The 24,023-nt window shown below is 39.3% G+C and carries 28 protein-coding genes; 4 read left to right on the top strand and 24 right to left on the bottom strand.

From position 1 onward, the window contains the following. Window positions 1–78 precede the first annotated feature (78 nt). Genes panD through panB form a run of 3 tightly spaced genes read right to left on the bottom strand, consistent with a single transcriptional unit; the run spans window position 79 to window position 2,155 of the window. On the bottom strand, window positions 79–462 hold the full coding sequence (panD, locus tag MKY80_RS07130) for an aspartate 1-decarboxylase (RefSeq protein WP_090001314.1): 384 nt from the start codon (window positions 460–462) through the stop codon (window positions 79–81). Window positions 463–464: 2 nt separating this feature from the next. Then, on the bottom strand, window positions 465–1,319 hold the full coding sequence (gene panC / locus MKY80_RS07125; protein ID WP_342532394.1) for a pantoate--beta-alanine ligase: 855 nt from the start codon (window positions 1,317–1,319) through the stop codon (window positions 465–467). Beyond that, the gene (gene panB, locus MKY80_RS07120; RefSeq protein ID WP_008181899.1) at window positions 1,316–2,155 is read right to left on the bottom strand and encodes a 3-methyl-2-oxobutanoate hydroxymethyltransferase; all 840 of its coding nucleotides are present in this window, start codon (window positions 2,153–2,155) and stop codon (window positions 1,316–1,318) included. Before panB ends, panC begins: the two co-directional genes overlap by 4 nt. Window positions 2,156–2,574: 419 nt before the next feature. On the opposite strand from panB, the gene MKY80_RS07115 reads away from it, so the two are divergent. Genes MKY80_RS07115 through MKY80_RS07105 form a run of 3 tightly spaced genes read left to right on the top strand, consistent with a single transcriptional unit; the run spans window position 2,575 to window position 4,327 of the window. Further along, a complete protein-coding gene (locus MKY80_RS07115; protein WP_008181900.1) occupies window positions 2,575–2,895 on the top strand; it encodes a PadR family transcriptional regulator in 321 nt (106 codons plus the stop codon). Beyond that, window positions 2,888–3,490: a DUF1700 domain-containing protein gene (locus MKY80_RS07110; RefSeq protein ID WP_089986585.1), complete on the top strand. Its 603-nt coding sequence runs from the start codon at window positions 2,888–2,890 to the stop codon at window positions 3,488–3,490. Before MKY80_RS07115 ends, MKY80_RS07110 begins: the two co-directional genes overlap by 8 nt. Then, window positions 3,491–4,327 carry a DUF4097 family beta strand repeat-containing protein gene (locus MKY80_RS07105; RefSeq protein WP_089986586.1) on the top strand — a complete coding sequence of 279 codons (837 nt, stop codon included), beginning with the start codon at window positions 3,491–3,493 and terminating at the stop codon, window positions 4,325–4,327. A 56-nt stretch (window positions 4,328–4,383) separates the two neighbouring features. Here the strand turns inward: MKY80_RS07105 and MKY80_RS07100 are convergent, their stop codons facing one another. The 6 genes from MKY80_RS07100 to MKY80_RS07075 form a co-directional block, all read right to left on the bottom strand. Continuing rightward, window positions 4,384–5,367 (bottom strand): biotin--[acetyl-CoA-carboxylase] ligase, encoded by a 984-nt coding sequence (locus MKY80_RS07100; RefSeq protein ID WP_008181552.1) that lies wholly within the window; start codon window positions 5,365–5,367, stop codon window positions 4,384–4,386. 143 nt (window positions 5,368–5,510) lie between these two features. Next, a complete protein-coding gene (locus MKY80_RS07095) occupies window positions 5,511–6,689 on the bottom strand; it encodes a CCA tRNA nucleotidyltransferase (RefSeq protein ID WP_342532393.1) in 1,179 nt (392 codons plus the stop codon). Next, the gene (gene bshA, locus MKY80_RS07090; RefSeq protein ID WP_008181556.1) at window positions 6,676–7,821 is read right to left on the bottom strand and encodes an N-acetyl-alpha-D-glucosaminyl L-malate synthase BshA; all 1,146 of its coding nucleotides are present in this window, start codon (window positions 7,819–7,821) and stop codon (window positions 6,676–6,678) included. Before bshA ends, MKY80_RS07095 begins: the two co-directional genes overlap by 14 nt. Window positions 7,822–7,854: 33 nt before the next feature. Continuing rightward, window positions 7,855–8,259, bottom strand: coding sequence for a methylglyoxal synthase (gene mgsA / locus MKY80_RS07085; protein ID WP_008181558.1), 405 nt, complete (start codon window positions 8,257–8,259; stop codon window positions 7,855–7,857). Window positions 8,260–8,278: 19 nt separating this feature from the next. Beyond that, on the bottom strand, window positions 8,279–9,076 hold the full coding sequence (gene dapB / locus MKY80_RS07080) for a 4-hydroxy-tetrahydrodipicolinate reductase (protein ID WP_043990815.1): 798 nt from the start codon (window positions 9,074–9,076) through the stop codon (window positions 8,279–8,281). Next, a complete protein-coding gene (locus tag MKY80_RS07075) occupies window positions 9,076–9,411 on the bottom strand; it encodes a nucleotide pyrophosphohydrolase (protein WP_008181563.1) in 336 nt (111 codons plus the stop codon). Before MKY80_RS07075 ends, dapB begins: the two co-directional genes overlap by 1 nt. Before the next feature lie 115 nt (window positions 9,412–9,526). On the opposite strand from MKY80_RS07075, the gene MKY80_RS07070 reads away from it, so the two are divergent. Then, the gene (locus tag MKY80_RS07070) at window positions 9,527–10,396 is read left to right on the top strand and encodes a YitT family protein (RefSeq protein ID WP_008181565.1); all 870 of its coding nucleotides are present in this window, start codon (window positions 9,527–9,529) and stop codon (window positions 10,394–10,396) included. 56 nt (window positions 10,397–10,452) lie between these two features. Here MKY80_RS07070 and MKY80_RS07065 read toward each other — a convergent pair whose 3' ends face one another. The 15 genes from MKY80_RS07065 to MKY80_RS06995 all read right to left on the bottom strand — a co-directional run bounded on the left by MKY80_RS07065 (window position 10,453) and on the right by MKY80_RS06995 (window position 23,998). Then, window positions 10,453–11,127: a zinc metallopeptidase gene (locus MKY80_RS07065; RefSeq protein WP_008181566.1), complete on the bottom strand. Its 675-nt coding sequence runs from the start codon at window positions 11,125–11,127 to the stop codon at window positions 10,453–10,455. 60 nt (window positions 11,128–11,187) lie between these two features. Then, a complete protein-coding gene (locus MKY80_RS07060; protein WP_008181568.1) occupies window positions 11,188–11,784 on the bottom strand; it encodes a DUF1405 domain-containing protein in 597 nt (198 codons plus the stop codon). 242 nt (window positions 11,785–12,026) lie between these two features. Continuing rightward, a complete protein-coding gene (locus MKY80_RS07055) occupies window positions 12,027–12,794 on the bottom strand; it encodes a menaquinol-cytochrome c reductase cytochrome b/c subunit (RefSeq protein WP_004232669.1) in 768 nt (255 codons plus the stop codon). Window positions 12,795–12,835: 41 nt separating this feature from the next. Next, window positions 12,836–13,510, bottom strand: a complete 675-nt coding sequence (locus MKY80_RS07050; RefSeq protein ID WP_008181573.1) for a cytochrome b6 — start codon at window positions 13,508–13,510, stop codon at window positions 12,836–12,838. A 19-nt stretch (window positions 13,511–13,529) separates the two neighbouring features. Next, a complete protein-coding gene (locus tag MKY80_RS07045) occupies window positions 13,530–14,036 on the bottom strand; it encodes a ubiquinol-cytochrome c reductase iron-sulfur subunit (protein ID WP_025114703.1) in 507 nt (168 codons plus the stop codon). A gap of 154 nt (window positions 14,037–14,190) precedes the next feature. Next, window positions 14,191–14,640: a DUF2487 family protein gene (locus MKY80_RS07040; protein ID WP_008181955.1), complete on the bottom strand. Its 450-nt coding sequence runs from the start codon at window positions 14,638–14,640 to the stop codon at window positions 14,191–14,193. Window positions 14,641–14,786: 146 nt separating this feature from the next. Beyond that, entirely contained in the window at window positions 14,787–15,344 is a 558-nt protein-coding gene (locus MKY80_RS07035; protein WP_008181956.1) for a ReoY family proteolytic degradation factor, read from the bottom strand. Between the two features lie 14 nt (window positions 15,345–15,358). Next, window positions 15,359–16,627, bottom strand: a complete 1,269-nt coding sequence (locus tag MKY80_RS07030) for a tetratricopeptide repeat protein (protein ID WP_107921770.1) — start codon at window positions 16,625–16,627, stop codon at window positions 15,359–15,361. Between the two features lie 96 nt (window positions 16,628–16,723). Continuing rightward, complete coding sequence (gene aroA / locus MKY80_RS07025) at window positions 16,724–18,010, bottom strand: 3-phosphoshikimate 1-carboxyvinyltransferase (protein WP_342532392.1); 1,287 nt, start codon at window positions 18,008–18,010, stop codon at window positions 16,724–16,726. A gap of 57 nt (window positions 18,011–18,067) precedes the next feature. Continuing rightward, the gene (locus tag MKY80_RS07020) at window positions 18,068–19,165 is read right to left on the bottom strand and encodes a prephenate dehydrogenase (protein WP_089986589.1); all 1,098 of its coding nucleotides are present in this window, start codon (window positions 19,163–19,165) and stop codon (window positions 18,068–18,070) included. Then, window positions 19,162–20,262 carry a histidinol-phosphate transaminase gene (gene hisC / locus MKY80_RS07015; protein WP_089986590.1) on the bottom strand — a complete coding sequence of 367 codons (1,101 nt, stop codon included), beginning with the start codon at window positions 20,260–20,262 and terminating at the stop codon, window positions 19,162–19,164. Before hisC ends, MKY80_RS07020 begins: the two co-directional genes overlap by 4 nt. An 18-nt stretch (window positions 20,263–20,280) precedes the next feature. After that, on the bottom strand, window positions 20,281–20,649 hold the full coding sequence (aroH, locus tag MKY80_RS07010; protein ID WP_008180391.1) for a chorismate mutase: 369 nt from the start codon (window positions 20,647–20,649) through the stop codon (window positions 20,281–20,283). Beyond that, window positions 20,646–21,737, bottom strand: a complete 1,092-nt coding sequence (aroB, locus tag MKY80_RS07005) for a 3-dehydroquinate synthase (protein WP_090001296.1) — start codon at window positions 21,735–21,737, stop codon at window positions 20,646–20,648. The genes aroH and aroB overlap by 4 nt, the downstream gene beginning before the upstream one ends. 3 nt (window positions 21,738–21,740) lie before the next feature. Beyond that, the gene (gene aroC / locus MKY80_RS07000) at window positions 21,741–22,922 is read right to left on the bottom strand and encodes a chorismate synthase (RefSeq protein WP_342532391.1); all 1,182 of its coding nucleotides are present in this window, start codon (window positions 22,920–22,922) and stop codon (window positions 21,741–21,743) included. Between the two features lie 302 nt (window positions 22,923–23,224). Further along, window positions 23,225–23,998 (bottom strand): protein-glutamate O-methyltransferase CheR, encoded by a 774-nt coding sequence (locus tag MKY80_RS06995; protein ID WP_008180397.1) that lies wholly within the window; start codon window positions 23,996–23,998, stop codon window positions 23,225–23,227. Window positions 23,999–24,023: the final 25 nt, after the last annotated feature.

The raw sequence follows: 24,023 nt of genomic DNA, 5'->3' as shown, positions 1-24,023 counted from the left end.
ATTGAGCCTTGTCATCCTCCTATTTAATTCAATTTCCAGCAACTTTCCTCATTGTTGATTCTGGACAATTCTCTTGTCTTACATCACCGTTGCTTCAGGCTCATAGGAAATCATTTCTTTAATCGTATTGCTTTCTCCCATAATGGCCACAGTCGGTTTATGATTCTTTGCCTCATCATTATCCACATACGCATAGGAAATAATGATGACAATATCGCCACGCTGTACGAGTCTTGCTGCCGCTCCATTCACACAGATTACACCTGAACCACGCTCACCTGCAATAATATACGTTTCAAAACGAGCGCCATTATTATTATTAACAACATGTACCTTTTCGTTTGGCAGCATACCGACTGCATCTAAAATATCCTCATCAATTGTTATGGACCCCACATAATTTAAATCCGCCTGAGTCACTGTTGCACGGTGGATTTTACTATTCATCATCATTCGTAACATATTTATAGTCCCTCTTTCAAAGTAAAGATACTATTATCAATTAAGCGAGTCTGCCCAATATACACAGCAGCTGCCAGCAATACTTGTTGTGTCGTTTCAGTCACTGGTATCAAATCTGGGTAGGCTAATAATTCAATATAGTCAATTCGGCCATGAGTTCGTGCCTGAATATGGGCTTTGGCCTTTGCTAATGCGTACCCAACCTCTCCAGTCGCTAAAAAGCTATCCTGAGCCAATTGTAGTGCTTCTTGTATGGCAGGAGCCTCTTCTCTTTCCGATTCGCTTAGATAAATGTTGCGAGAAGACTTCGCTAGCCCATCTTCCTCACGAACGATAGGTACAACACGCATTTCTAACGGAAAATTAAAATCACGTACCATTGTTGTAATAATGGCCACTTGCTGGGCATCTTTTTGACCGAAATAGGCTCTTGTTGGAAGTGTAAGGTGGAATAGTTTGGCTACAACCTGTAACACACCATCAAAATGACCTTGACGACTCGCGCCACAAAGAATCATGGCCTGTTCACCAGCATGGATACGAATTCCGCCATCCTGCGGATACATTTCTTCTACACTTGGAGCGAAGATAAGATCAACACCGACAGACTCTGCCAACGCAATATCTCTTGGCAAATCCCGTGGGTAACTTTCAAAATCTTCATTTGGCCCAAATTGTGTGGGGTTAACGAATATACTCATAACAACTAAATCATTTTCTGCACGTGCTGTTTGAGCCAATGTTAAATGGCCTTCATGTAAATATCCCATAGTTGGAACAAGGCCAATAGTTTTATGGGCTTGTTTTGCTGCCTGAATTTCAGCTGTTAATGCTTGTATCGTTGTGATGACTTTCATGATTTGATGCCCCCATATAGCTGGTCTAGCGCATCCTCTTTCATTGTGAAGAAATGCTTTTGAGCTGGGAAAGCACCCTCTTTGACTGCTTCCACATAGCGAACCATTCCTTCACTTGCCTCTTTCCCCATATCCGCAAATTGTTGAACGAACTTTGGCACATGGTGTGAGCCATAGCTTAACATGTCATGATAAACTAACACTTGGCCATCTGCTTCGACACCCGCTCCTATACCAATAGTTGGTATTACTAGACTAGCAGACACCATTTCTGTTAACTGATGTGGGATACATTCTAAAACGACCGCACATGCACCAGCCTTTTCACACTGCTTGGCATCCTCAATCAGCTGCGTTGCCTGTTCTGCCGTTTTCCCCTGTACCTTATAGCCACCAATTACTCCCGCTGATTGTGGCAACAAGCCTAAATGAGCAACCACTGGAATTCCTGCAGCTGTTAGCTTTCGAATGACCGGAATGACATCACCAGCCCCTTCCACTTTTAAAGCGTCAGCACCTGTTTCTTGCATCATATAAATGGCTGTTTTCAATGTTTCATTGACATCACCATGATAGGAACCAAATGGCATATCCACTACAACAAAAGTGTCCTTTGCCCCACGTCGCGTTGCTTTCGCATGATGGATCATATCTGCTACAGTCACTGGCATTGTTGAATCATAGCCAAGGACAACCATTCCAAGTGAATCCCCTACAAGAATCATGTCTACATTAGCAGCCTCTGCAAATTTAGCGGCTGGATAATCATAGGCAGTCACCATCACAATTTTCTCGCCTGCCACTTTCATCTTTAAAAAATCTGTTGTCGTTCTCATTTTGTAGTCCTCCTTTTTAAGGGAAGAAAACAGAAAAAACCCTCGGTTCCAAAATGGACAGAAGGGTTGTGTTTCATTCGTTAGCAAAAAGCCTCTGCATAACTCAGCAAGAGGTACTAGCTTCACTTAGAAAGTAAGCTACTTTTTGAACGCATTGTTTTCTTCCGTCCCTGTCATATAGATCAAGGCAGATATTTGTTAGTATGAGATCTTACGTTTTGAAGGTGCCGTTCACAATGGATACTGCCCTTCAGCACATACTATAACAATAAAACTTGTAATCTTCAAATATTATTTTCTAATAGTAAAAACATTTATTTATAAAATTTGACAATCAATGCTATACGTCATATACTATCCACATACTATATGGCATATAATATAAAATGAAGTATAAGTAATGAATGTGAGGTGGAAAGATGACATTTCAGCTTGGCTCAGCTTTACTGGATGCTTGTGTATTGGCCATTGTTGACAAAGAGGATGCTTATGGCTATTCCTTAACGCAGCAAGTACAATCAGTCATGGATATTTCAGAGTCTACATTGTACCCCGTATTACGTCGCTTACAAAAAGCAGATTACTTAACTACCTACGATCAGCCCTATCAAGGTAGAAATAGACGCTATTATCAAATTACCGAGCATGGCCGTATACGCTTATTAGAGCTTTTAAAAGAATGGCGTGTCTATAAGGAAAAGGTTGATTGTGTACTTTTAGGAGGGAATATAGATGGATAGAGCTAGTTATTTGAAAAAGCTACGAGGGAAATTACGGCGCCTTCCTGCGCAAGAGCTAGAGGCTGCTCTTGCCTATTATGAAGAATACTTTGATGAAGCAGGAGAGAATAATGAGCAGCAGGTTATTTCAGAACTAGGCTCCCCTTCTCATGTTGCCTCACAAATATTGGCTGATTTTGCCTTAAAAGATTTAGAAAACACTTCGGAGAAATCGACTAAAAAGAATATGACAGCTTTATGGCTTATTATTCTTGCTATACTTTCTGCACCACTTTCTTTACCACTTCTTGCAACAGCTATCGCCCTTATATTATCATTTGGTGCTGTCATTATTAGTTTGATTTTTGCGATTGGAGCAGGTATTTTAAGTATTTTTATTGGGGGAATTGCAGCCCTTATTTCAGGCCTCTTTATTTTAACAGAGCATTGGCCAACCGCCTTATTATTTATGGGTATTGGCTTAATCATTACAGGGTTGAGTGTCTTACTCTTTCCATTCGTTGCCCGTTTTATTAAGAAAACCGTCCTTCTCTCTGTAGAAACATTGGGCAGATTGTTCCACAAAATAACGAAAACAAGGAAAGGGGGCTTGTAAATGGCTTCTAAAAATTCCCTTATTGCGATGACCATCATTGCGTTAGGTGTTTTACTAGCATTGGTCGGCTATTTTTCAGGCGGTCGATGGTTCATTATCAAAGATGAGGATGGCATTCACGTGCCAGGAAGCAATAAACTAGTTAGTGAATCGTATAACTTAGATAAGTTTACTAGTATAAATATAGCGAATGATTATGGGGATATTACCGTTGTCGCCACTGAAGACCAATATAAACTAGAAACGAATGTACTCGAACAACAAGACGTCTCATATCGTATTGAAAATGGAACTTTACAGATTGAAACAAAGGCTAAGAAAAAAAACGGGTTTGAATTTGGTTTCTCAAGCTTTTCTTCTCCCTCTATCAAAATCTATGTTCCAGCAAATACTAACCTCAAGTCGATTGTAATAGATAGTGATTTTGGCGATACAACACTTCGTGGTTTGCATTATCAACAGCTGAATCTGATGCAAAATTATGGAGATATTACCTTTAACAACATAACTGGAGAGAACACAGAGATTACACAAGACTTTGGTGATTTAACTTTCAAGCAATATTCTAGTAATGGTGTAAACATCGAAAGTGAACATGGTGATATTCATATTGCTGGAACTTTAAATGGGACATCAACCATTACATCTAGCTTTGGGGATGCAACACTTCACTTACAAAATAAACAAAGCGATCTTGGTTATGAAGTAAAAACAAGTTTTGGCGATATAACGGTTAATGGTACAGAAGAAAATGGCTCAATCACTCAGCTTTATAAAGGCGATGACCAGCTGAACGTTTCTTTATCTCACGGTGATGTCAATGTTTCACTCAAATAATAATAACAATTGAAGTCATCAAAAAAGCTGCAGGTACGCACCTTGCAGCTTCTTTTTTATAGTATTTTGATATCTCCTGCATAAATGGTTCGGACCAATCCATCATCTTGTGTAAGCTGTAGCACCCCATCATCTGTAATTCCACTAGCAATTCCTTCAAAGCGCTCTCGTATAGTCGTCACCTCAATACGTTGACCAATTGTACAAGACAGCTGCTCCCATAGGGTTTTAATACTGGCAAAGCCTTCTTCGATATATAACTCTGTAAATTGCTCTAGATACTGTAAAATTAAGGCTACAAGTGCCGCACGATTAATTTCTTCTCCTGCTTCTAATCGTAGTGAAGTAGCAATATCCGCAATATCCGGTGAAAAATCAGCCGCCTCCTGGTTAACATTTATTCCAATGCCAACTAGCAATGCCTGAACCAAATCTGCCTCTGCCTGCATCTCCGTCAAAATACCTGTACATTTTTTACCATTAATTAATAGATCATTTGGCCATTTAATAGTTGGCTCAATATCGCTATATAGTGTTTTAATGGCCATTGTGACAGCGACTGCTACGACAAGCGTAAAAGAGGATGCCTGTTGAGGTGTGACATCAGGTCGAACGATAACGGTCATCCAAATACCACTACCATGAACTGATTCCCATGGACGAGCCATCCGACCGCGTCCTGCTGTTTGCTCTTCACCAATAATGACTGTGCCATGTGGTGCGCCTTCCTGTGCCAGCTTATGGGCAATCGTTTGTGTTGAATCTACGACATCGAAATAATGAATTTCTCTTCCGAAATGCTCTGTTTTTAAAAAAAGTTCAATTTGTGTGGGACTTAAACTATTTGGTACACCCGTTAATACATAGCCTTTTTTCTTTATTGTTTCAAATGTGTAGCCCTCTTCTTGTAACGTCTGCATATGTTTCCAGACAGCGGTCCTTGAGACTCCAAGAGAATCCGCTAATTCTTGACCTGAAACAGCTTCTCCATTGGCAGCTAGTATTCTTTTTAAAATTTCATCTTTCATGGACATTGTCATGTTCACATCAATCCTTTTGTAAACTCTGCTTTTTATATAACTAAATTTAATCATACTGTAAATCAACTGAAATGACCATCAGTGATATAAAAAACAAGCCGTCCCACACTTTCCTGAGACGGCTTGTTGTAAGGTATATATACTCATGTTTCATGGAAATAGTTATGCTTCAGCCATTTTTTTATCTGCTGCTGATCATTTGCAAGCTCATTATGAATAATCGCTTCGAGTATGTCCTCTAATGCTTCTTTTACCCAAGGGCCTCCTTTTTTGCCAGACCATTTAAGTAAATCCGCCCCATTCACCGCAATTTCTTGCTTTTGTCGAATCGGCAGCTTGTCCTGCAATATACGAATAGGCTCACTTGGTAAACAAACGTCCGCTTGGAGCAGTTTTGCAAAATATATCGCTGCTTCCAGCTCCTGTTCTTTATAGGTAAAATAATGGGAGTTTGTCCAGCCACTTTTTAACGCTTCATATGCTGTCAAAACAGATTTAACAAACGCCATTTCTTTATTGGACAATCGATAATCCTGCAAAATCTCGCGCCAGTTTGCTCCTTGAAGTAGCGCAAAATATGCCCAGCCCACATGCTTGTCCTCAGTCTGAAATTCATACCAGCGATCAGCCTGAAAACTCCCTTGTAAATACGCTGCCAAGCCACTTTCCTCTAATTTTTGTAGGCCACTAAAAACAGTCGTTCCTAGCCATAGCTTATCTAGCTCTGCCTTGATTCGCTCTTTCGCAATAAAAGCGATATCGGCCGCTCTATGTTGTATCGCCATCAATGTATCTTCCGCTATTGTGAAATCAAGCTGCGCTGAAAAACGGATTGCTCGTAACATGCGCAAGGCGTCCTCAGCAAAGCGTTTTTGAGCATCTCCAACAGCTCGAATAATACGAAGATCAATATCTTGACGACCACCATAATAATCAACAAAAGAGCCATCACGTCGCATAGCGATGGCATTCATTGTGAAATCACGGCGTTGTAAATCATCTTGTAGAGAGCGAACGAATTGCACTTTATCTGGTCTTCGATGGTCTGTATATTCCCCATCTGTACGATAAGTAGTTACTTCAACTGGCCCAGCAGGTACGATAACAAGTACCGTCCCATGCTGAATTCCAATATCAACTGTTCGTTGAAAAACTGTTTTTACCTCTTCAGGCAACGCATTTGTCGCTACATCGACATCATGTGCAGGACGATTCAGTAAAGCATCTCTAACAGCTCCACCTACAATAACCGCCTCAAAGCCTGCTTGTTCTAATTGTTCTATTACTGAATAGGCTGTTTGCCATTCTTTATTGTTTTGCATGATTTCTTTCCGCAACCTTCTCGTACAGATTTTCGTATTGTTCTACAATTTTGGACGAGTGGAATTTGTCACTGACTGCATGAATGGCCGCTTCTCTGAAACGCAGTAATTTTTCCTCATCTTGCAATAACTGAACAGCATATTCAGCGACGGCTTCCGTATCTCCTAATTCCACAATAAAGCCGTCCACGCCATGTTCAATGACTTCCGGGATACCTCCTACATTTGTTCCAATACAAGGCACTCCACAAGCCATTGCCTCTAATAAAACCAATCCAAACGATTCCTGCTGAGATAGTAACAGCTTTAGGTCACTAATTGCATATAGTTCAGCTAAATTTTCTTGCTTCCCTAAAAATAGAACATCCTTCATATATGGACTTTCCTTTACTTGGTCCATTACACGATGTTTTTCTGGCCCATCACCGACTAATAAGAGTTTCGCCTTCACATTAGTACGTATTTTCATAAAGGCGTCAATGATATGCGGAAGATTCTTAATTTTACGGAAGTTAGAGACATGGATGAGGACTTTTTCATCTTCTTGTATACCAAATTGCTCTTTTAGGTTTCCTGAATTACGAGGGAAGTACTCCCGTTCATCCACAAAGTTATAAATTGTTTCAATGGGCTTAACTGTATCAATTAATTCATAAGTTTGTTCTTTTAATGCATGTGACACGGTCGTCACAATATCAGATTTATCAATCCCATACTTAATGGCCTGTGAAAGCGTAGAATCCTGCCCAAGCACCGATATATCTGTGCCATGAAGTGTTGTAACGATGCCAATATCTCGCCCACTCATTTCACGTGCTAGCACAGCACATACTGCATGTGGAATTGCGTAATGCACATGCAACACATCCAACTCTTCATCCTTGATGACGTCTGCCATTTTACTCGCTAATGCAATATCGTATGGTGAATATTGAAACACTGAATAATTATTAACTTCGACTTCATGGAAAAAGACGGTTGGATAAATTTTATTCAATCGAAATGGTACGCTTGAGGTAATGAAATGAATTTCATGTCCTCTTTCTGCAAGCATTTTGCCTAATTCTGTTGCTATTACACCAGAGCCTCCAACTGTTGGATAACAGGTAATGCCGATTTTTAGCTTTTTCATTCGATGATCATCCTTTCTAAATCACGTCTTTTATTAGTTACGTCTTTCTTGTATCAGTCTCCAATCCACAAAGCCTTCTTGTAGGCCTTTTAATAATATTTCTGCTGTCCCCATATTTGTCGCCAGTGGCACTTGGTAAACATCACAAAGACGGATAAGTGCAGAAACATCTGGCTCATGTGGTTGTGCTGTTAATGGATCACGGAAAAAAATAACCATATCCATATCATTGTTGGCAATCATTGCGCCAATTTGTTGGTCGCCACCAAGTGGACCTGAACGAAAACGTGTTACCTCTAAACCAGTGGCTTCAATGACACGCTGTCCTGTTGTACCGGTAGCATAAAGTGAATGTTCAAGCAAAATTTCTTTGTAAGCAATAGCAAACTGTACTAAATTATCTTTTTTACGATCATGTGCAATTAATGCGATTTTCATATAGCTTCCATCCCAATCTTTAGATGATGTTTTCTAAACCATAAACAAGCTGATCCATTTTCATAACCTCTTCTACGCAAAAGGCAATGCCTGACATAAAAGAATTTCGATTCAATGAATCATGGCGAATCGTTAAAAGCTGCCCATCTCCACCAAATAATACTTGCTGGTGTGCCACTAAACCAGGTAAGCGAACAGAGTGAATGCGCATGCCTTCAAAATCTCCACCTCTTGCACCTTCAATGGTTTCTTTTTCTTCTGGATGCCCCTGAGTCTTTTGCGTACGTACCTCTTGAATTAGTTGAGCAGTTTTCACTGCTGTTCCAGATGGTGCATCCAGTTTTTGATCATGATGCATTTCAATAATTTCTACATCTGGTAAGTATTTGGCCGCTTCTTTCGCAAATTTCATCATCAGGATAGCGCCAATCGCAAAGTTTGGTGCAATAATGCAGCCCAACTCTTTTTCTTTAGCAATGGTTGATAATTCTTCTAGTTGTGCGTCAGTAAATCCTGTTGTACCAATTACAGGTCGTACATTTAAATTCAATGCTTCTTTAGTATGATTATATACAGCATGTGGGTTCGTTAAATCCACTAATACGTCTGGAGAAGTTGCTTCTACAAGATCATGCATTTCCGTAAATAAAGGTACTGTATAGCTCGCTGGGAACATGTCTAAATCAGCTAATGTTCTTCCTACTTCCTTATAATCTAGTACAGCTACTAATTCCATTTTGTCATGTTTCATGACCGTATGTACAGCCTCAGCCCCCATTTTTCCTCTTGCTCCTGCAATAGCTACACGAATCGACATCATTCTTCATCCTTTCTCGTCCAACGATCCTTATCCCTTGTTTCAAATTTATGTATGACTCTTAATAGAGCTTCATCTAATTTAATGCCCTGAGCATTGGCAAAGCATACTAAAACAAAGAAAAAGTCACCAAGCTCTTCTTCAATACTGTTTATTTCCTCTGTATTCTTTTTCTTTTTTTGTCCATATACATCCTGAACCTCGCGAGATAGCTCTCCTAATTCCTCTGTTAAACGAGCTAGCAGTTCGAAAGGTGGGAAATATCCTTCTTTAAATTGTCCTATATAATTATCAACACGCTGTTGTAATGCTTGCATAGTTAGTTGATCGGTCATTTAAATCACACTCCTATTTACCATCCTATATAATTTACACCGTTGTTGTCAAAACCAATAAAATGTCAGATAATAGATATCACTACTTCATTTGTTTGGAACTACAGGAGGTCAAATGTTAAAACAGATTAAAATACGTAATATTATCGCAATAATGCTCGGAGCAGCCATTTTTAGCTTCGGCTTTGTTCACTTCAACATTCAAAATCAGCTAGGTGAAGGTGGACTAAGTGGAATTACACTCATACTATACTTTACATTAGGATGGGACCCCGCCTTAATGAACCTATTATTAAATATTCCCATGTTTATAATTGGTTATCGATTACTCGGAAAGAAATCTTTTGTCTATACGCTTGTTGGCACTTTATCTGTTTCTCTTTTTCTAAAGATTTTCCAGAAATATCAGTTTACCATTCATTTAGAAGATGACATGTTACTCGTTGCTCTGTTCGCGGGTATATTCGTCGGTCTTGGCCTAGGAATTGTCTTCCGCTTTGGTGGCACTACCGGTGGCGTCGATATATTGGCACGACTTGGGCATAAATATTTTGGCTGGAGTATGGGTAAAACGATGTTTGTCTTCGACGCCATCGTCATCATCCTTTCATGGCTTACATTCTTAGATGCGCGTTCCATGATGTACACATTAGTCGCTGTATTTGTTGGCGCTCGTGTTATTGACTTTGTACAGGAAGGTGCCTATGCAGCGCGTGGTGCTCTCATTATATCCGAGAAGTCAGGTGTTATTGCGGAAACAATTGCCCTACGAATGGAGCGCGGGATCACTATATTAGAAGGTCATGGACACTTTACTAAACAGCCTAAGGAAGTTATTTATTGTGTGATCGGTCGCAACGAAGTTGTACGCCTAAAATCCATTGTTCATGAAGTGGATCCGCACGCTTTCGTTTCTATTATAGAAGTACGTGATGTGGCAGGAGAAGGCTTCACTCTTGATGATCAAAAACAACCGCTTCATTAAGTGTTTGAAGATAAAAAACTTGTTATAGTGGTGTACCACCATAACAAGTTTTTTTCTTAGTCATCGCTACGCATATTCGTAAAAATTAAAATTAAACGTAATAACTCTAGTACAGCTACCGCTGCCGCTGCTACATATGTTAATGCTGCAGCACTCAATACTTTTCGTGCTGGTCGTTCTTCTTCATTTGTAATAATGCCAAGCGAATTCATTTGAACTAATGCTCGCTTTGAAGCATCAAACTCCACTGGAAGTGTCACTAATTGGAAAACAACACCTGCTGCTAATAATATGATACCTAAAAGCAAGAAATTCGTACTACTTGCAAAAATACCAATCATTACAAAAATCCAAGACGCATTAGAAGAAATATTTGCCACTGGGACTAGCTTACTACGTAATGTAAGCATAGAATAAGCTTCTTTATGTTGGATGGCGTGACCTACCTCATGGGCAGCTACCGCAGCACCTGCAACACTCGCTTCATAAAAGTTACTTTCTGATAAAGCAACTGTTTTGGTTGCCGGATTGTAATGGTCAGACAACACACCTTGTGTTGGCACAACTCGTACATCATATAAGCCGTTCGCATCTAAAATCGCACGCGCTACCTCTGCACCTGTTTGGCCCTTCATTGTACGTTGTTTCGCAAATTTATTATACGTGCCTTTTACTTTCATTTGTGCATAAAGTGGCAGCAGCATAATAATAATAAAATAAACAATATACATGCTTGTTGACAATATTCTAACCCCTTTCTACCTCGATACTATAATTCTATAATTTATACCCTAATTCGGCAAATATTTGCGCCACCTAATTGAGAAAATCGCAAGGAGAATACATGCAATTGATAACCAAAATGTAAAGTAGCCAATATAGCTTGTGTACTTGACTAAATCCCCATACATAGGCATTTGTCCAAACACATAGTCAATGACATCATTATGGAGCGTCCAGACAGCTGCTATCACTACATGCCAATAAGTGAATACATATTTCTTCATATATAATATAGCTTGAACGGCCATTGCAAAATGTGAGCCAACTAGCATCCAACCTTGCCAACCGATCGATCCTGTTTCAACTAATGTCCAAATATTCATGACATCAGCCCACAGACCGTATTTCACTAATGTTACAAGCGCTAATACTTCCATTAGCGGCCATCTTTTTCCCATAATCCAAGCCATTAACACAAAGCAAAAGAATAAGCTAGCTGTCGGGCTATCAGGAACAAAAATATAAAAAATAGGCTTAGTCATGGCAAGCTGCCATCCATACCAATAATAGCCATAAATTGTGCCTAATAGATTAATAATAAGTAGCGCAATTAAGAATGACTTATGGTTTAGAAGATACCAAAGATTTGCACGTGTTATTTGCATAAATTCAACTCCTTGCGCTTTACTAATAATTCTTTGTTATGTATAGGGAAGATTCTTATTTCCAGGTGAAATTATTTCCACAACTTCAATATGTGCTAATGGATTGAATTCATTCGCTTTTATCTATTTTTCGACATTTTTCGCTAAATTACTGAGGACAAGGGAACCTTTTCGGCTAGCTTTCAGTCCCAATATTATAACAAGGTCGAAAAAAAAGAGCCAGTTTCCTGACTCTTTTACTATTACTCAGCTTTTAAACTTTCGATAAATTCAGCAAGTTTCTGAAGATCTTCATCTGAACCTGTCCATAATCCTGGTGGCATGTTACCACGACCATTATGAGCAATGTCCTTAATTTCATCAGCTGTTAATCCAGTGTTCATTAGAGATGGTGCACCTGCTCCACCTTCTAAGCCTTCACCGTGACATGTAATACATGCTGAACCAGCGTATAGTTTATAACCTTCTGATTCTTTATCGAATTCAACTGTTTCTACGATTGCACCCATAGCTTTTTGAGCTTCCCAGTCGTGGTTAACAACTGACTCCCAAGTTAGGTAGAACATAGCAGCTAGAGTTAATAACATAAACGCTGTCGGTAATGGACGTTTAGATGGACGACGTTCTGGACCCTTGTCTAAAAATGGCATTAATAATAGCGCTCCAAATGCAAGACCTGGAATTACAATTGCTCCAATTACATTGTATGGACCAGAAGCAAATGAGTATTTTAAAAGTTGATACATGAATAAGAAGTACCAGTCCGGTAGCGGTGTATATGCTCTAGTTGGATCTGCCGGCCCTTCAAGTGGTGACGGGTGAGCGACAGTTAATAATAAGTATCCAATTAAAAATACAGCACCTACCATCCATTCCTTCAGTAAGAAGTTCGGCCAGAAAGCTTCCGTCTTACCTGGATATTCGGAATAATCCTTTGGAACGTTCGGCATTCTGTGATTCGCTTTAATACGAGAATCGCCGACAAATTTCATTCCTTTTCCGCGATGCATAGTGTCCCCTCCTTTTAAAGATCATCGAACCGTCAAGACAATCACAACGGCCCTGAAATTCCTTGACGACGAATCATGATAAAGTGTGCTGCAAGTAACCCAAACAATACTGCAGGCAAGAAGAATACATGAATCGCAAAGAATCGAGTTAACGTTTGAGCACCAAGAATTGTAGTGTCACCCGCTAATAATACTTTAATCATCGAACCGATAAACGGTACAGATGCTGCAATTTCGATACCTACTTTAGTAGCGAATAATGCTTTCATATCCCATGGTAATAGGTATCCTGTAAAGCCAAGACCCATCATTACACCAAAAATACCTACACCAACCATCCAGTTTAACTCACGAGGTTTCTTATAAGAACCTGTGAAGAATACACGAAGTGTATGTAAGAACATCATTACGATAACTAATGAAGCTCCCCAGTGGTGCATACCGCGCACGATTTCACCAAACGCTACTTCGTTTTGTAAATAATAAACTGATTTCCAGGCATTCACAACGTCTGGTACATAATACATTGTTAGGAACATACCAGATAGAATTTGAATTACTGTGATGAAGAATGTTAATCCACCGAAGCAGTAAACGAATGCTGAAAAATGATGTGCAGGGTTAACGTGCTCTGGCACTTCGTGGTCGGCAATATCACGCCAAATAGGTGTAATATCTAGGCGTTCATCGACCCAATCATAAATTTTATTTAGCACTGTTGTCGTACCCCCTTACTTATTTAACTAGAGTATTTGCTTTAGCTGGACCAATCATTAAATAGCCATCTTGTTCTTGTACTTCAAATTCATCCAACGGACCTAGAGGCGGTGTACCTGCAATGTTTTTCCCGTTTTTCTCATAACGTCCTGCGTGACATGGACAGAAGAATTGACCTGGGTGTGCAGAATCTCCATTCCAGTCAACCATACATCCTAAATGCTTACAAACAGGTGAAAGGGCAATGATTTGATCGCCACTTTTATAAACCCAAGCTACATCTGTAACCTGTGATTTGTACCATGCATCCACTTGTTCATATGAAAAGTCAACTTTTACAGGCTCTTCAGTCAAGTCAGCGATTTTATGCTCTGTTTTTACAAAATCTCCACCCTCATGCTTTTGTAGCACAGGATCAATTGCAAAGCGAAGCATTGGCATTAGCATACCTGCCGCCATAAATCCACCTACACCAGTAAGAGTATAACTTAGAAATTGACGACGTGAAACTCGATTATTACTCATTATTTTCCCCCCTCTAACTTAAAGGTCAGTCCAACGGACATACTTTTACAAATAGTAATACTAGGACATATATATGATATATCAAGTCCATAGCTTGGTCAATATAGCATTCTGTGGAAAGCTGGAGAATGTGAACATTTATTGAAACTAATTGTTAAATCTGTGCCCATTTGGTCGAAAGCATCGGAACCACTTGTCGTAATTGATCTTCGAGAATGGATTTTTTCACACCTGCATCCATACTTTCTAACGGAATTGCTGGTAACCAAATAATATTTACTATATCTCCAATATTTGTCCAAGAGTGGTCACAAGTAATGAAGAACACATGCTTAAAGCCAGCATTATGTAATTGTGTTTCAAATTGCTTCGGTAATTCTTCGTTTTTTAAAGAAGCCATATAAGAAAAAGGTGGCATGACTAGTAAACGGCCTTTAAACTGTTGTTCTATGAAAGAAGTTAAAGACATTAGAAAATCTACCTCAGCACCACTTTGTTTCATTTTCTCAGGAGCCAAATCGATGGATATGAGCGGAACTATCGCAGTATCGATGAAATCCTTCTGTCCCAAAAACGATGTCACATCGTTTGCATTAAAGTACATTCAACAAACCTCCTTTGTCGCATAATAAAAAATGCCCTTTTCCACTCTTCAAATAGGATACCCAATTAAAAGTGAAAACAATCATTCATTCACTAGTAATGTTACCATATTGAAGTGGGTAAAGGACATTCAATTTTTACCTATAACTAAGGTAAATTAGCCGTTTCCTTTAATGCTTGTAACAAATTAGACAATTCATAAAAACGTTCTTCATCTCCCTGATCGAGGGCTTCATCAATTTGTGCAAGTAATTTTTCTTCTTGGAATACGAGTAAGCTATTGGAAAGCAGTTCTTCTGCCAGTAAACGATCTTTTTCACTAACTAACAGTGTCTCTGGCATATAAGGGTTTTCTTCTAGAACTGCTAAGTATTGTGCACTTGGTGGTATATTTGGAAAATTCAACTGTATATACATATCTTCTTGCTCGTGTAAGCGTAAATCATGGAAAGACTTTTCGGCGTCTGCTGTCATTACATTGCCTTTATAGAAACGAAAAGGAACACCTGTTGAATCAACTGTTGACATCACCATTGCTCTCGGACAATAGTGAGCTTCTTCCACGAATCGGATTCGTTTTAATAAGTCATCATTGCTAAGTAAGTAATTTAAAATCCAAACACACTCACGACGTTTCAATTGATAATTTTTTAAAAACCATCGAACAAATGCTTTTTTATCAACAACTGATACAGAAGCAGTCATACCCACTCCCTCCTTTACTCAAATTCTAAGGCTTCTAACTTCTCTTGCCATTCTGGTTCACCTGGTTGAATGTTCATTAATTGTTCAAGAACCACTTTCGCCTCTGAACGTTTTCCTTCCTCTAATAAAAAGTACACATATTTTTCTAAAAATGTTGCGTCTTCCTTAAAATCATTATATGCCAAACGGTAAAATTCGTATGCACGGTCGTACAATTCTAAATTTTCATATGCCTCCGCTGCAAATGGGTATAACGTGCTCCATTCAAAATCATTTTGCTGTAGAGTCTCAAATAATTCGATAACATCTTCATTCCGTTCTTGTTGACCTAACACAGAAATAAGTGCTAATACGGCTTCCATATATTCAGGATCTAACGCTATTGCTTCTCGTAAATATTGCTCTGCATCTACTGGCAAACTATTTTTCAATGCCATTTTCCCAGCAAATAAATAGAGTGTTTTATCATATTCATCGCGCTTTAATCCCTCTTGGATTGCCGCATAGGCTTTTGGATTTTCCTCTGTCATCGCATAGCTTTCTGCCAGCAATAAGTAAGCTGAGAAGTAATCAGGATCTAACTCTTTCAATTCCTCTAATTGTTTAATAGCCATCTCGTATTTTTGGGATTGGAAGGCTGAATACGCAGCACCAAATAAAATATCCGGTTTTACCTCATCGTCAAGCGCCTTTAAATAGTAATCCAATGCCGTTTCGTAGGCAGCCCCGGCACGATAAACCTCCGCCAATCGCTCCACAAGATGAATACCAGCAAATTCAGCTTGTTGTTCATATAATTCTTCATACAATCTTGCAGCTTCTAAAAAACGACCTGTTTCAAATAACAGCTCAGCTTTGGCAAAATGCAGTAATGGCTCGTCTGGTAAAATTGCTAGTGCTTCATTTATACGTATCTCAGCTACTTCAAATAACCCCTGCATCTGATAATAATCAGCTAAAACTAATAATGCTTGAGGATATTCTGGTGATGCTTCTTCAATTTCAAGCAATAAATTTAATGCTTCATCTTCATCACCAAGCTCCATTAAAACATTTGCACGATCTATTTTTAACTGTGCCTCTTCTGGGAATAAAAATTGTAAATGCTCCAGAACGCGGTCAGCTTCTTTCATGTACCCATATTGCATAAAAATTTCTGCAAGTGCGTAAATTTCCTCGGGTAGCTCCTTCACTAAAAATGTTTCAAGTAGCTGATCTATTAATGCTAAGTCTCCCTGTTCAAGTGCTTGCATCATTTCAGTCATCGCATTGTTCACAGTCATTCACCTATTCTTTCTTTGATACCTTTATGCTACAAAACATTTACCACCGAAACAAGAAAAAACTCCCCAAAAACTTGGAGAGTCAATCTTCAATTGTTACCTTACTGCCTCAATATGTTCAAAGAATGATGGATACGATACAGCAATACACTGTGCATCATCTAAAGTGACTGAGCCTTCGGTAATTAAAGCAGCCACAGCACCCATCATGCCAATTCGATGATCGCCATATGTTTTGAGACTTGCACCTTTCAATGGTGTTGGCCCTTCAATAATCATACCATCATTTGTTGCTTCGATGTTAGCACCCAGCTTTTTTAATTCAGTTACAACCGCTGTAATACGATCTGTTTCCTTTACTTTTAACTCTTCGGCATCTTTAATAATCGTTTGACCGTGTGCCTGTGTAGCAAGTAAAGCAAGGATTGGTATTTCATCAATTAAACGAGGAATCAATTCTCCCTCGATTGTTGTACCAGATAAAGTAGATGTTTGAATTTGAATGGTCGCTGTCGGTTCAGCTTGACGATCATCATTTGGGATCACTGTCATCGTTGCGCCCATTTTTGAAAGAACCTCGATAATTCCATCACGCGTTGGATTAACGCCAACATTTTCAAGAGTTAATTGACTAGTATTGCAAATTGCCCCTGCCACTAAGAAAAAGGCTGCTGACGAGATGTCCCCTGGTACAGAAACATGGGTCCCACTTAATGTTTGTCCACCCTCTAATGAAACGACTCCATCCTTCACTTCGACATCGGCACCAAATTGACGCAGCATTCGTTCAGTATGATCTCTTGACACTTCTGTTTCTCTAACAATCGTTGTACCCTCAGCACGCAAGCCTGCAAGTAATATAGCAGATTTAACTTGAGCACTTGCTACTGGCATTTTGTAATCAATGGCCTGTAGTTTTGTACCTTGAATGGCTAATGGTGTATATTGACCGTCTGCACGTCCCGTAATATGGGCTCCCATTTGACGCAGTGGATCAATGACGCGTCGCATTGGTCGCTTGCCGATTGATGCATCCCCTGTCATGACTGAATGAACTGTAGAGCCTGCTAAAATTCCAAGCATTAAACGTGTAGTTGTACCAGAGTTACCTGTATATAACACGTCAGTAGGCTCCTGCCAGCTATTCATCCCTGGACTTTCTATCGTTACATTCGTTCCTTCCACCTCAATATGCACACCAAGCTTCTGGAAGCAATCAATGGTACTTAAACAATCTTCCCCAAGTAAAAAACCTTCTACTGTTGTTGTCCCAGTAGCAATGGAACCGAACATCACAGAACGGTGAGAGACCGATTTATCGCCTGGAACAGTTAGTGATCCCTGTAAAGATGGCTTATTGTATTGTAAAACTTTTTTACTCATTAATTTTTCCCTCCAATATGAAGACAGAAAGCGCCGTAAAGCCGACGCTTTCTTTTTCTATGAAATATACGTTTCAAAATTGGCACGTTTTTGAATACATGCTGCGGCACGTTCACGGTCATTTTCGCTTTGGAAACTAATGACCAAAATACCGAAAACATCCTCTCTTGACTCGACAATCCTTAAATTCGTAATACTTATTGCCTCATCAGCCAGCAAACCTGTTACCTCGGAAATGACACCTGGATAGTCTGGAACATCTACGTATAAGTCGAACGCTGTATACATAGCTCCTGCGCTAATTGGTAATTCATCTCTCAGTTCTTTGGCAATAGAAAAATAGTCTTCAATATCCCGAGAAGTACCATTCGTCAGCAATTCCTTAATACGGCCCATTTCTTTTTCCCAGCCTTCTAGCTGAGTCAGTAGCTCATCACGATTTTGTAAAGTGATATCTCGCCATAAAACCGGGTTGGAAGAAGCTATACGCGTGACATCACGGAAACCACCCGCGGCAAGGGAGCGAGTCATAGGGTATTCCCCATTCTCCTCTCCTAATTGATGCACAAGGGAAGCTGCAATGATATGTGGGAAATGACTTACCACAGCTGTCATATGGTCATGCTCATTTGCAGAAACACTAACCACTTTTGCATGCGTGAATTTTAAGAGGCTTTCCAGCTGTGCCATATGAACAATTTCTTCACCAGCAAGCGGTGTAAGCATATAGTATGCATTTTCAAAAAGATGCGCCTTTGCAGCTAATACGCCACTTTTATGTGAACCTGCCATTGGATGTCCACCAATAAACGTAATGCCAAGTTCACGTAATTCGCCAGCTTTTTGCATAATTAATTTTTTTGTACTTCCTGTATCTGTTACGATGACTTTATTTTTTAATGGCCATGATTTTAATTGCTCCATCCATTCAAGCGTTGCATTAACTGGTGTACCGAAAATAATGATATCGACATCACCTGCAATTGCCTGTGGATCCGTTACAGTGTCATGTACAATATTTAATGCTTGCGCATGCTCACGCGTTTGAGCATCCATGTCATAGCCAATAATCCTTGTGTCTGGTGCCTTCTGTAAAGCAAGGGCGATGGAACCACCGATTAATCCTAGCCCAATAACGAGCACATTGCGTGTCATGCAAATACTCCTTGCTCTTTTAATACATTGTCAAGTTGAACTAGCAATGCTGCATTTTGGGCTTCAGTACCGATTGTAACACGGATAAATCCTGGTAATCCTAAAGCATTACCACTGCGCACAATAAAGCCCTTTTTCATAAGCTCTTGGAAAATGACATCACTATCAGCCTTTGTATCAAAGAAAATAAAGTTCGTATCAGATGGGAAGTATTTTAGATTATGTTTTTCACAGAATTCAACATATTGCTTTTTACCATTTTCATTTGCTTCACGACATGCTTCTATATATTCCTGATCGCTTAGTGCAATAGCAGCTACAGCTTGGCTTAAACTCGTATTATTAAACGGACCTCTGACCGGATCAAGCTTTTCAATGACAGTTGGCTGTCCAATCGCATAGCCAACTCGGAACGATGCCAAACCATATGCTTTAGAGAATGTACGTAATAAAAGAACATTTGGATATTGATCGATGATTGGTAGAGTATCCTTATGTTCAGGATGTGTCACGTATTCAATGTACGCTTCATCTAATACGACAAGTACATCATTTGGTACCTTGGCAAGGAAGGCACGTAAAGCCGTATCTGGAATTACAACACCAGTAGGATTATTCGGACTACATACCCATACGACAGCTGTTCGATCATCAATTGCAGCCGCCATTGCATCTAGATCATGTGCACCCTCTACACAAGCAATTTTACGTATTTCAGCACCTTCAATTTCAGCATTATGCCAGTATTGGGAGAATGATAGATCAGCCATAATGGTATTTACCCCTGGATACAACAATGCACGAGTAATAATAGCAATGATATCGTCAGAGCCGTTACCAAACAGAAGCTGTGTCTCTTGAACGCCTAGATGATTTGCAACAGCTGTACGTAAATTTTGTGCATAGCCATCTGGATAAAGGGCATGATTCACTGCATTATTTTGTAAATATGCTGTCACCTTAGGTGAGCATCCAAATGGATTTTCATTTGATGCCAATTTAATCACTTCTTTTAAGCCATATTCACGTTGCACTTCTTCAATTGGTTTTCCTGGTTTATACGCTTGCATACCGTCCAATTGTTGTTTCCACTTCATCTAAAACATCTCCTCTACTTATTTAGCTTGTGCTAAATCTGGTCTTAATTTCACTGCATCATTGAGATACAAGTGCTTCACGTCTTTTTGTGCTACCTCTACATTTGCATGAATTAATACTCGAATACATAATGGTAGTGCATTCGGCACATCCATTTCATGTGTACACATTACTGGAACATATTGCCACCCTTCCATCAAGCGTACTGCACGAGCAGGAAATGCTGAGGTAATATCCGGCGTAGTAGAAATTAAAATGGATGCAATATCATCTATTTCTACATTATTTGCTGCCACAACCTCACGCACTAATCTTGCTGTCTCATCCCATACAAGCTCTGGCTTGTCAGATTCAATTGTAATTGCCCCTCTAAGTCCACGAATCATACAAGCACCTCCGCTAATAACTGTCTATATTCGGCATCTACTTCTTGGCATTCTTCTAAATCAATTGCCCGCACAAATGGTTTACCAATTTTTTCCAATAAAACAAATTGTAAAATGCCATATTCCGTTTTTTTATCTTTCATTAAATAGCTTGTTAATTGTTCAAATGTATAGTCATTAACAGCCTCAAAAGGATAGCCATTTTTAACTGCAAATTGTAAAAACGCTTTGCTAAACGAACGATCTAGCTCCCCATAACGTTCACTCAATAATAAGCAATACACAAGACCAATCATGACTGCCTCACCATGAGCTACTTTTCCGTAGCCTGCAGCTGCTTCAATCGCATGTCCATATGTATGGCCCAAGTTTAAAAACTTTCGAACAGATTGCTCTGTTTCATCCTCGGCTACAATTTTTGCTTTAACCTCAATCCCTTTTTTTAACTGACTCGCTAATTCCTGCCGATTAAAATGTATAACGGAATCTACTGCCATTAATTCCTCTAACCATGCTGGATCAGAAATCATCGCATGTTTGATTAACTCAGCTGTTCCTGAACGGATCTCGCGTACAGGTAAGGTTTCAGAGAAAACTGTATCGTAAATAACACCTTCTGGCTGATAAAATGCACCAATCATATTCTTTCCTAATGGATGGTTAATAGCGGTCTTCCCGCCTACTGCTGAATCATGCGCCAAAATAGTTGTTGGAATTTGAATAAATGGAACTCCACGCATATAGGTTGCTGCAACAAACCCCGTTAAATCTCCAACAGCCCCGCCACCAAAAGCAAAAATAAATGATTTCCGCGAGCATTTTTGCTCTAGTAAAAAAGTTTGAGCTGCATAATATTGCTCAAAGGTTTTGCATGCTTCGCCACCAGGCAAAATAAACACTTCAAAATCATATGGGAAATTTGCCTTGAAATAGTCTCCCTGTGCCTCCCATACATGAGCATCTGTAAAGACAAACAGTTTATCTGCTTTTTTTAGCTGATCCGCAAATGTTTGAATAGCTTTAGTAAGAAATCGATGGCCAAGTACAACCTCATAATGATGTGATTTTGTTGCAACTGGAACACGCATAAATTAGAACCCCTTCGTATATTGACGATGTTCATCAATTTGAGCTTTTAGTTGTGGTAATTGATCACTATGGAATTGCTCCAAAATAACATTCGCTATTTCCCAGGCAATAACATGCTCAGCTACTACTGATGCCGCTGGTACCGCACAGCTGTCAGAACGCTCAACGCTTGCTTTAAATGGCTCTTTTGTTTCGATATCCACACTTTGTAATGGTTTATATAATGTAGGGATTGGCTTCATTACACCGCGTACAACAATTGGCATACCAGTAGACATACCACCCTCTAAGCCACCAAGTCGATTAGTCGCACGTGTATAGCCTTCTTCTTCAGTCCAAATAATTTCATCATGAACTTCTGAGCCTTTACGACGTGCCATCTCGAAACCAAGCCCAAACTCAACACCTTTAAATGCATTGATAGATAGCATCGCTGCAGCCAACTTAGCATCGAGCTTACGATCATAGTGTACATATGACCCTACACCTGCTGGCATACCTTCCACAATGACTTCAACAACACCGCCGATAGAATCGCCAGCTTTTTTTGCTTCGTCAATCGCTTCTACCATCTTGGCAGAAGCGACAGGATCTACACAATAGCAAGGATCCACTTCTACGATGGCACGAATTTCATCGACTGTTTTCCCTTCCACTAAAGATGTATCAGCCTTAATTCCAACAATCTCCGTAACATGTGCGACAATGGAAATACCTAATTCATTTAATAAAGCCTTCGCCACTGAGCCGACCGCTACACGTACAGTTGTTTCACGAGCTGAAGAACGCTCTAATACATTTCGTAAATCACGATGTCCGTATTTCATGCCACCAACTAAATCCGCATGGCCTGGACGAGGTCGTGAAATTTGACGTTTGATATCCTCAGGATTCACATCTTCTGCTAATGGCTCAGCACCCATAATTTTTGTCCAATGCTTCCAATCATCATTGGTTACAACTAATGCGACAGGTGATCCAAGTGTTTGTCCATGACGAACGCCTGCGACAATCTCTACTGTATCTGTTTCGATTTGCATGCGTCGTCCACGTCCATGACCTCCTTGACGTCGTTTTAAATCGTGATTAATTTTTTCTGCTGTAATGGGTAAGAGTGACGGTAAACCTTCAATAATAGTTGTTAGTTGGGGGCCGTGTGACTCACCCGCTGTTAAGTAACGCATAAACGCTTTCTCCCTTCAACTCGCTAAAGTATGTATTTTTCACTATAACATATATTCTTTAAAAAAACAGTCCTTTTGCAAATGTCTTTTAAGTTCATTCTATTTACATAACCTAAATGCGAATATTCTGAACGACTTGCATAAAACCTTACTACACTACTGAAGTGAAGTGCTAAAATTTATAAAAAATACGCCTTTGCTTAGGATAAGCGAAAAGCGTACGAATTATCTATGTTAATGCTTTAGTTACTATATGTACATGATGAAACCAGTCATTTGTACAAAGCTTTTCATTCATATTATTAACTGTTTTTTCGATAGAAGAATGTATCCTCTACTTCAAATTCGTAACGAGATGGATTAAAAATTTGCTCTGTCGATCCTACAAATAGTATGCCATCCTTGCGTAAGGCTTTACTAAAATCGTTATAAATTTGATCCTTGGCTTCTTCCGTGAAATAGATCATTACATTGCGGCAAACTATTAAATCATAATTGCTATCATAGGTATCATTAAGCAAATTTTGTTTTTTAAAGGTCACACAACGCTTAATCTCATCCTTCACGCGGTAGAAGGAGCCCTCTTGTTCAAAATATTTAGCTTTAATGTCATTTGGCACTTCTGCTAATGAGCGTTCTGGATAGACACCTAATTTCGCTTTTTGAATGACATTTTCATCTAAATCAGTAGCAATAATTTGAATTTGAGATAAAGGCACTAATTGAGATAAGACCATTACTAATGAATACGGCTCTTCTCCTGTTGAACAAGCAGCACTCCAAATTTTTAAACGCTTATTTGTTTGTAATAGCTTAGGTAATATTTTCTTTTGCAATACGTCCCAACGCTTTCCATTACGATAAAATTCAGAAACATTAATCGTCATACGATCTAAAAACTCATTCATTAAATCACGATCTTGTTCAAGTACCTTTAGAAAGTCAACAAAATTTCGATAACCTTTTTTTTCATAAAGTGAGGTTAATCGTCTTTTCATTTGCGCTTCTTTATATAACGCTAAATCTATTCCTGTTTTGCGCTTGATACCTTCTATAAACTGTTCATAATCAGACATATGGTCATCTTCCCCTCTAGCGTCG

The sequence above is a fragment of the Lysinibacillus sp. FSL R5-0849 genome (assembly GCF_038595075.1).
Lineage (GTDB): Bacteria > Bacillota > Bacilli > Bacillales_A > Planococcaceae > Lysinibacillus > Lysinibacillus fusiformis.
The sequence above is the reverse complement of the archived record's forward strand: the minus strand, read 5'-3'. Positions and strand labels throughout refer to the sequence as shown.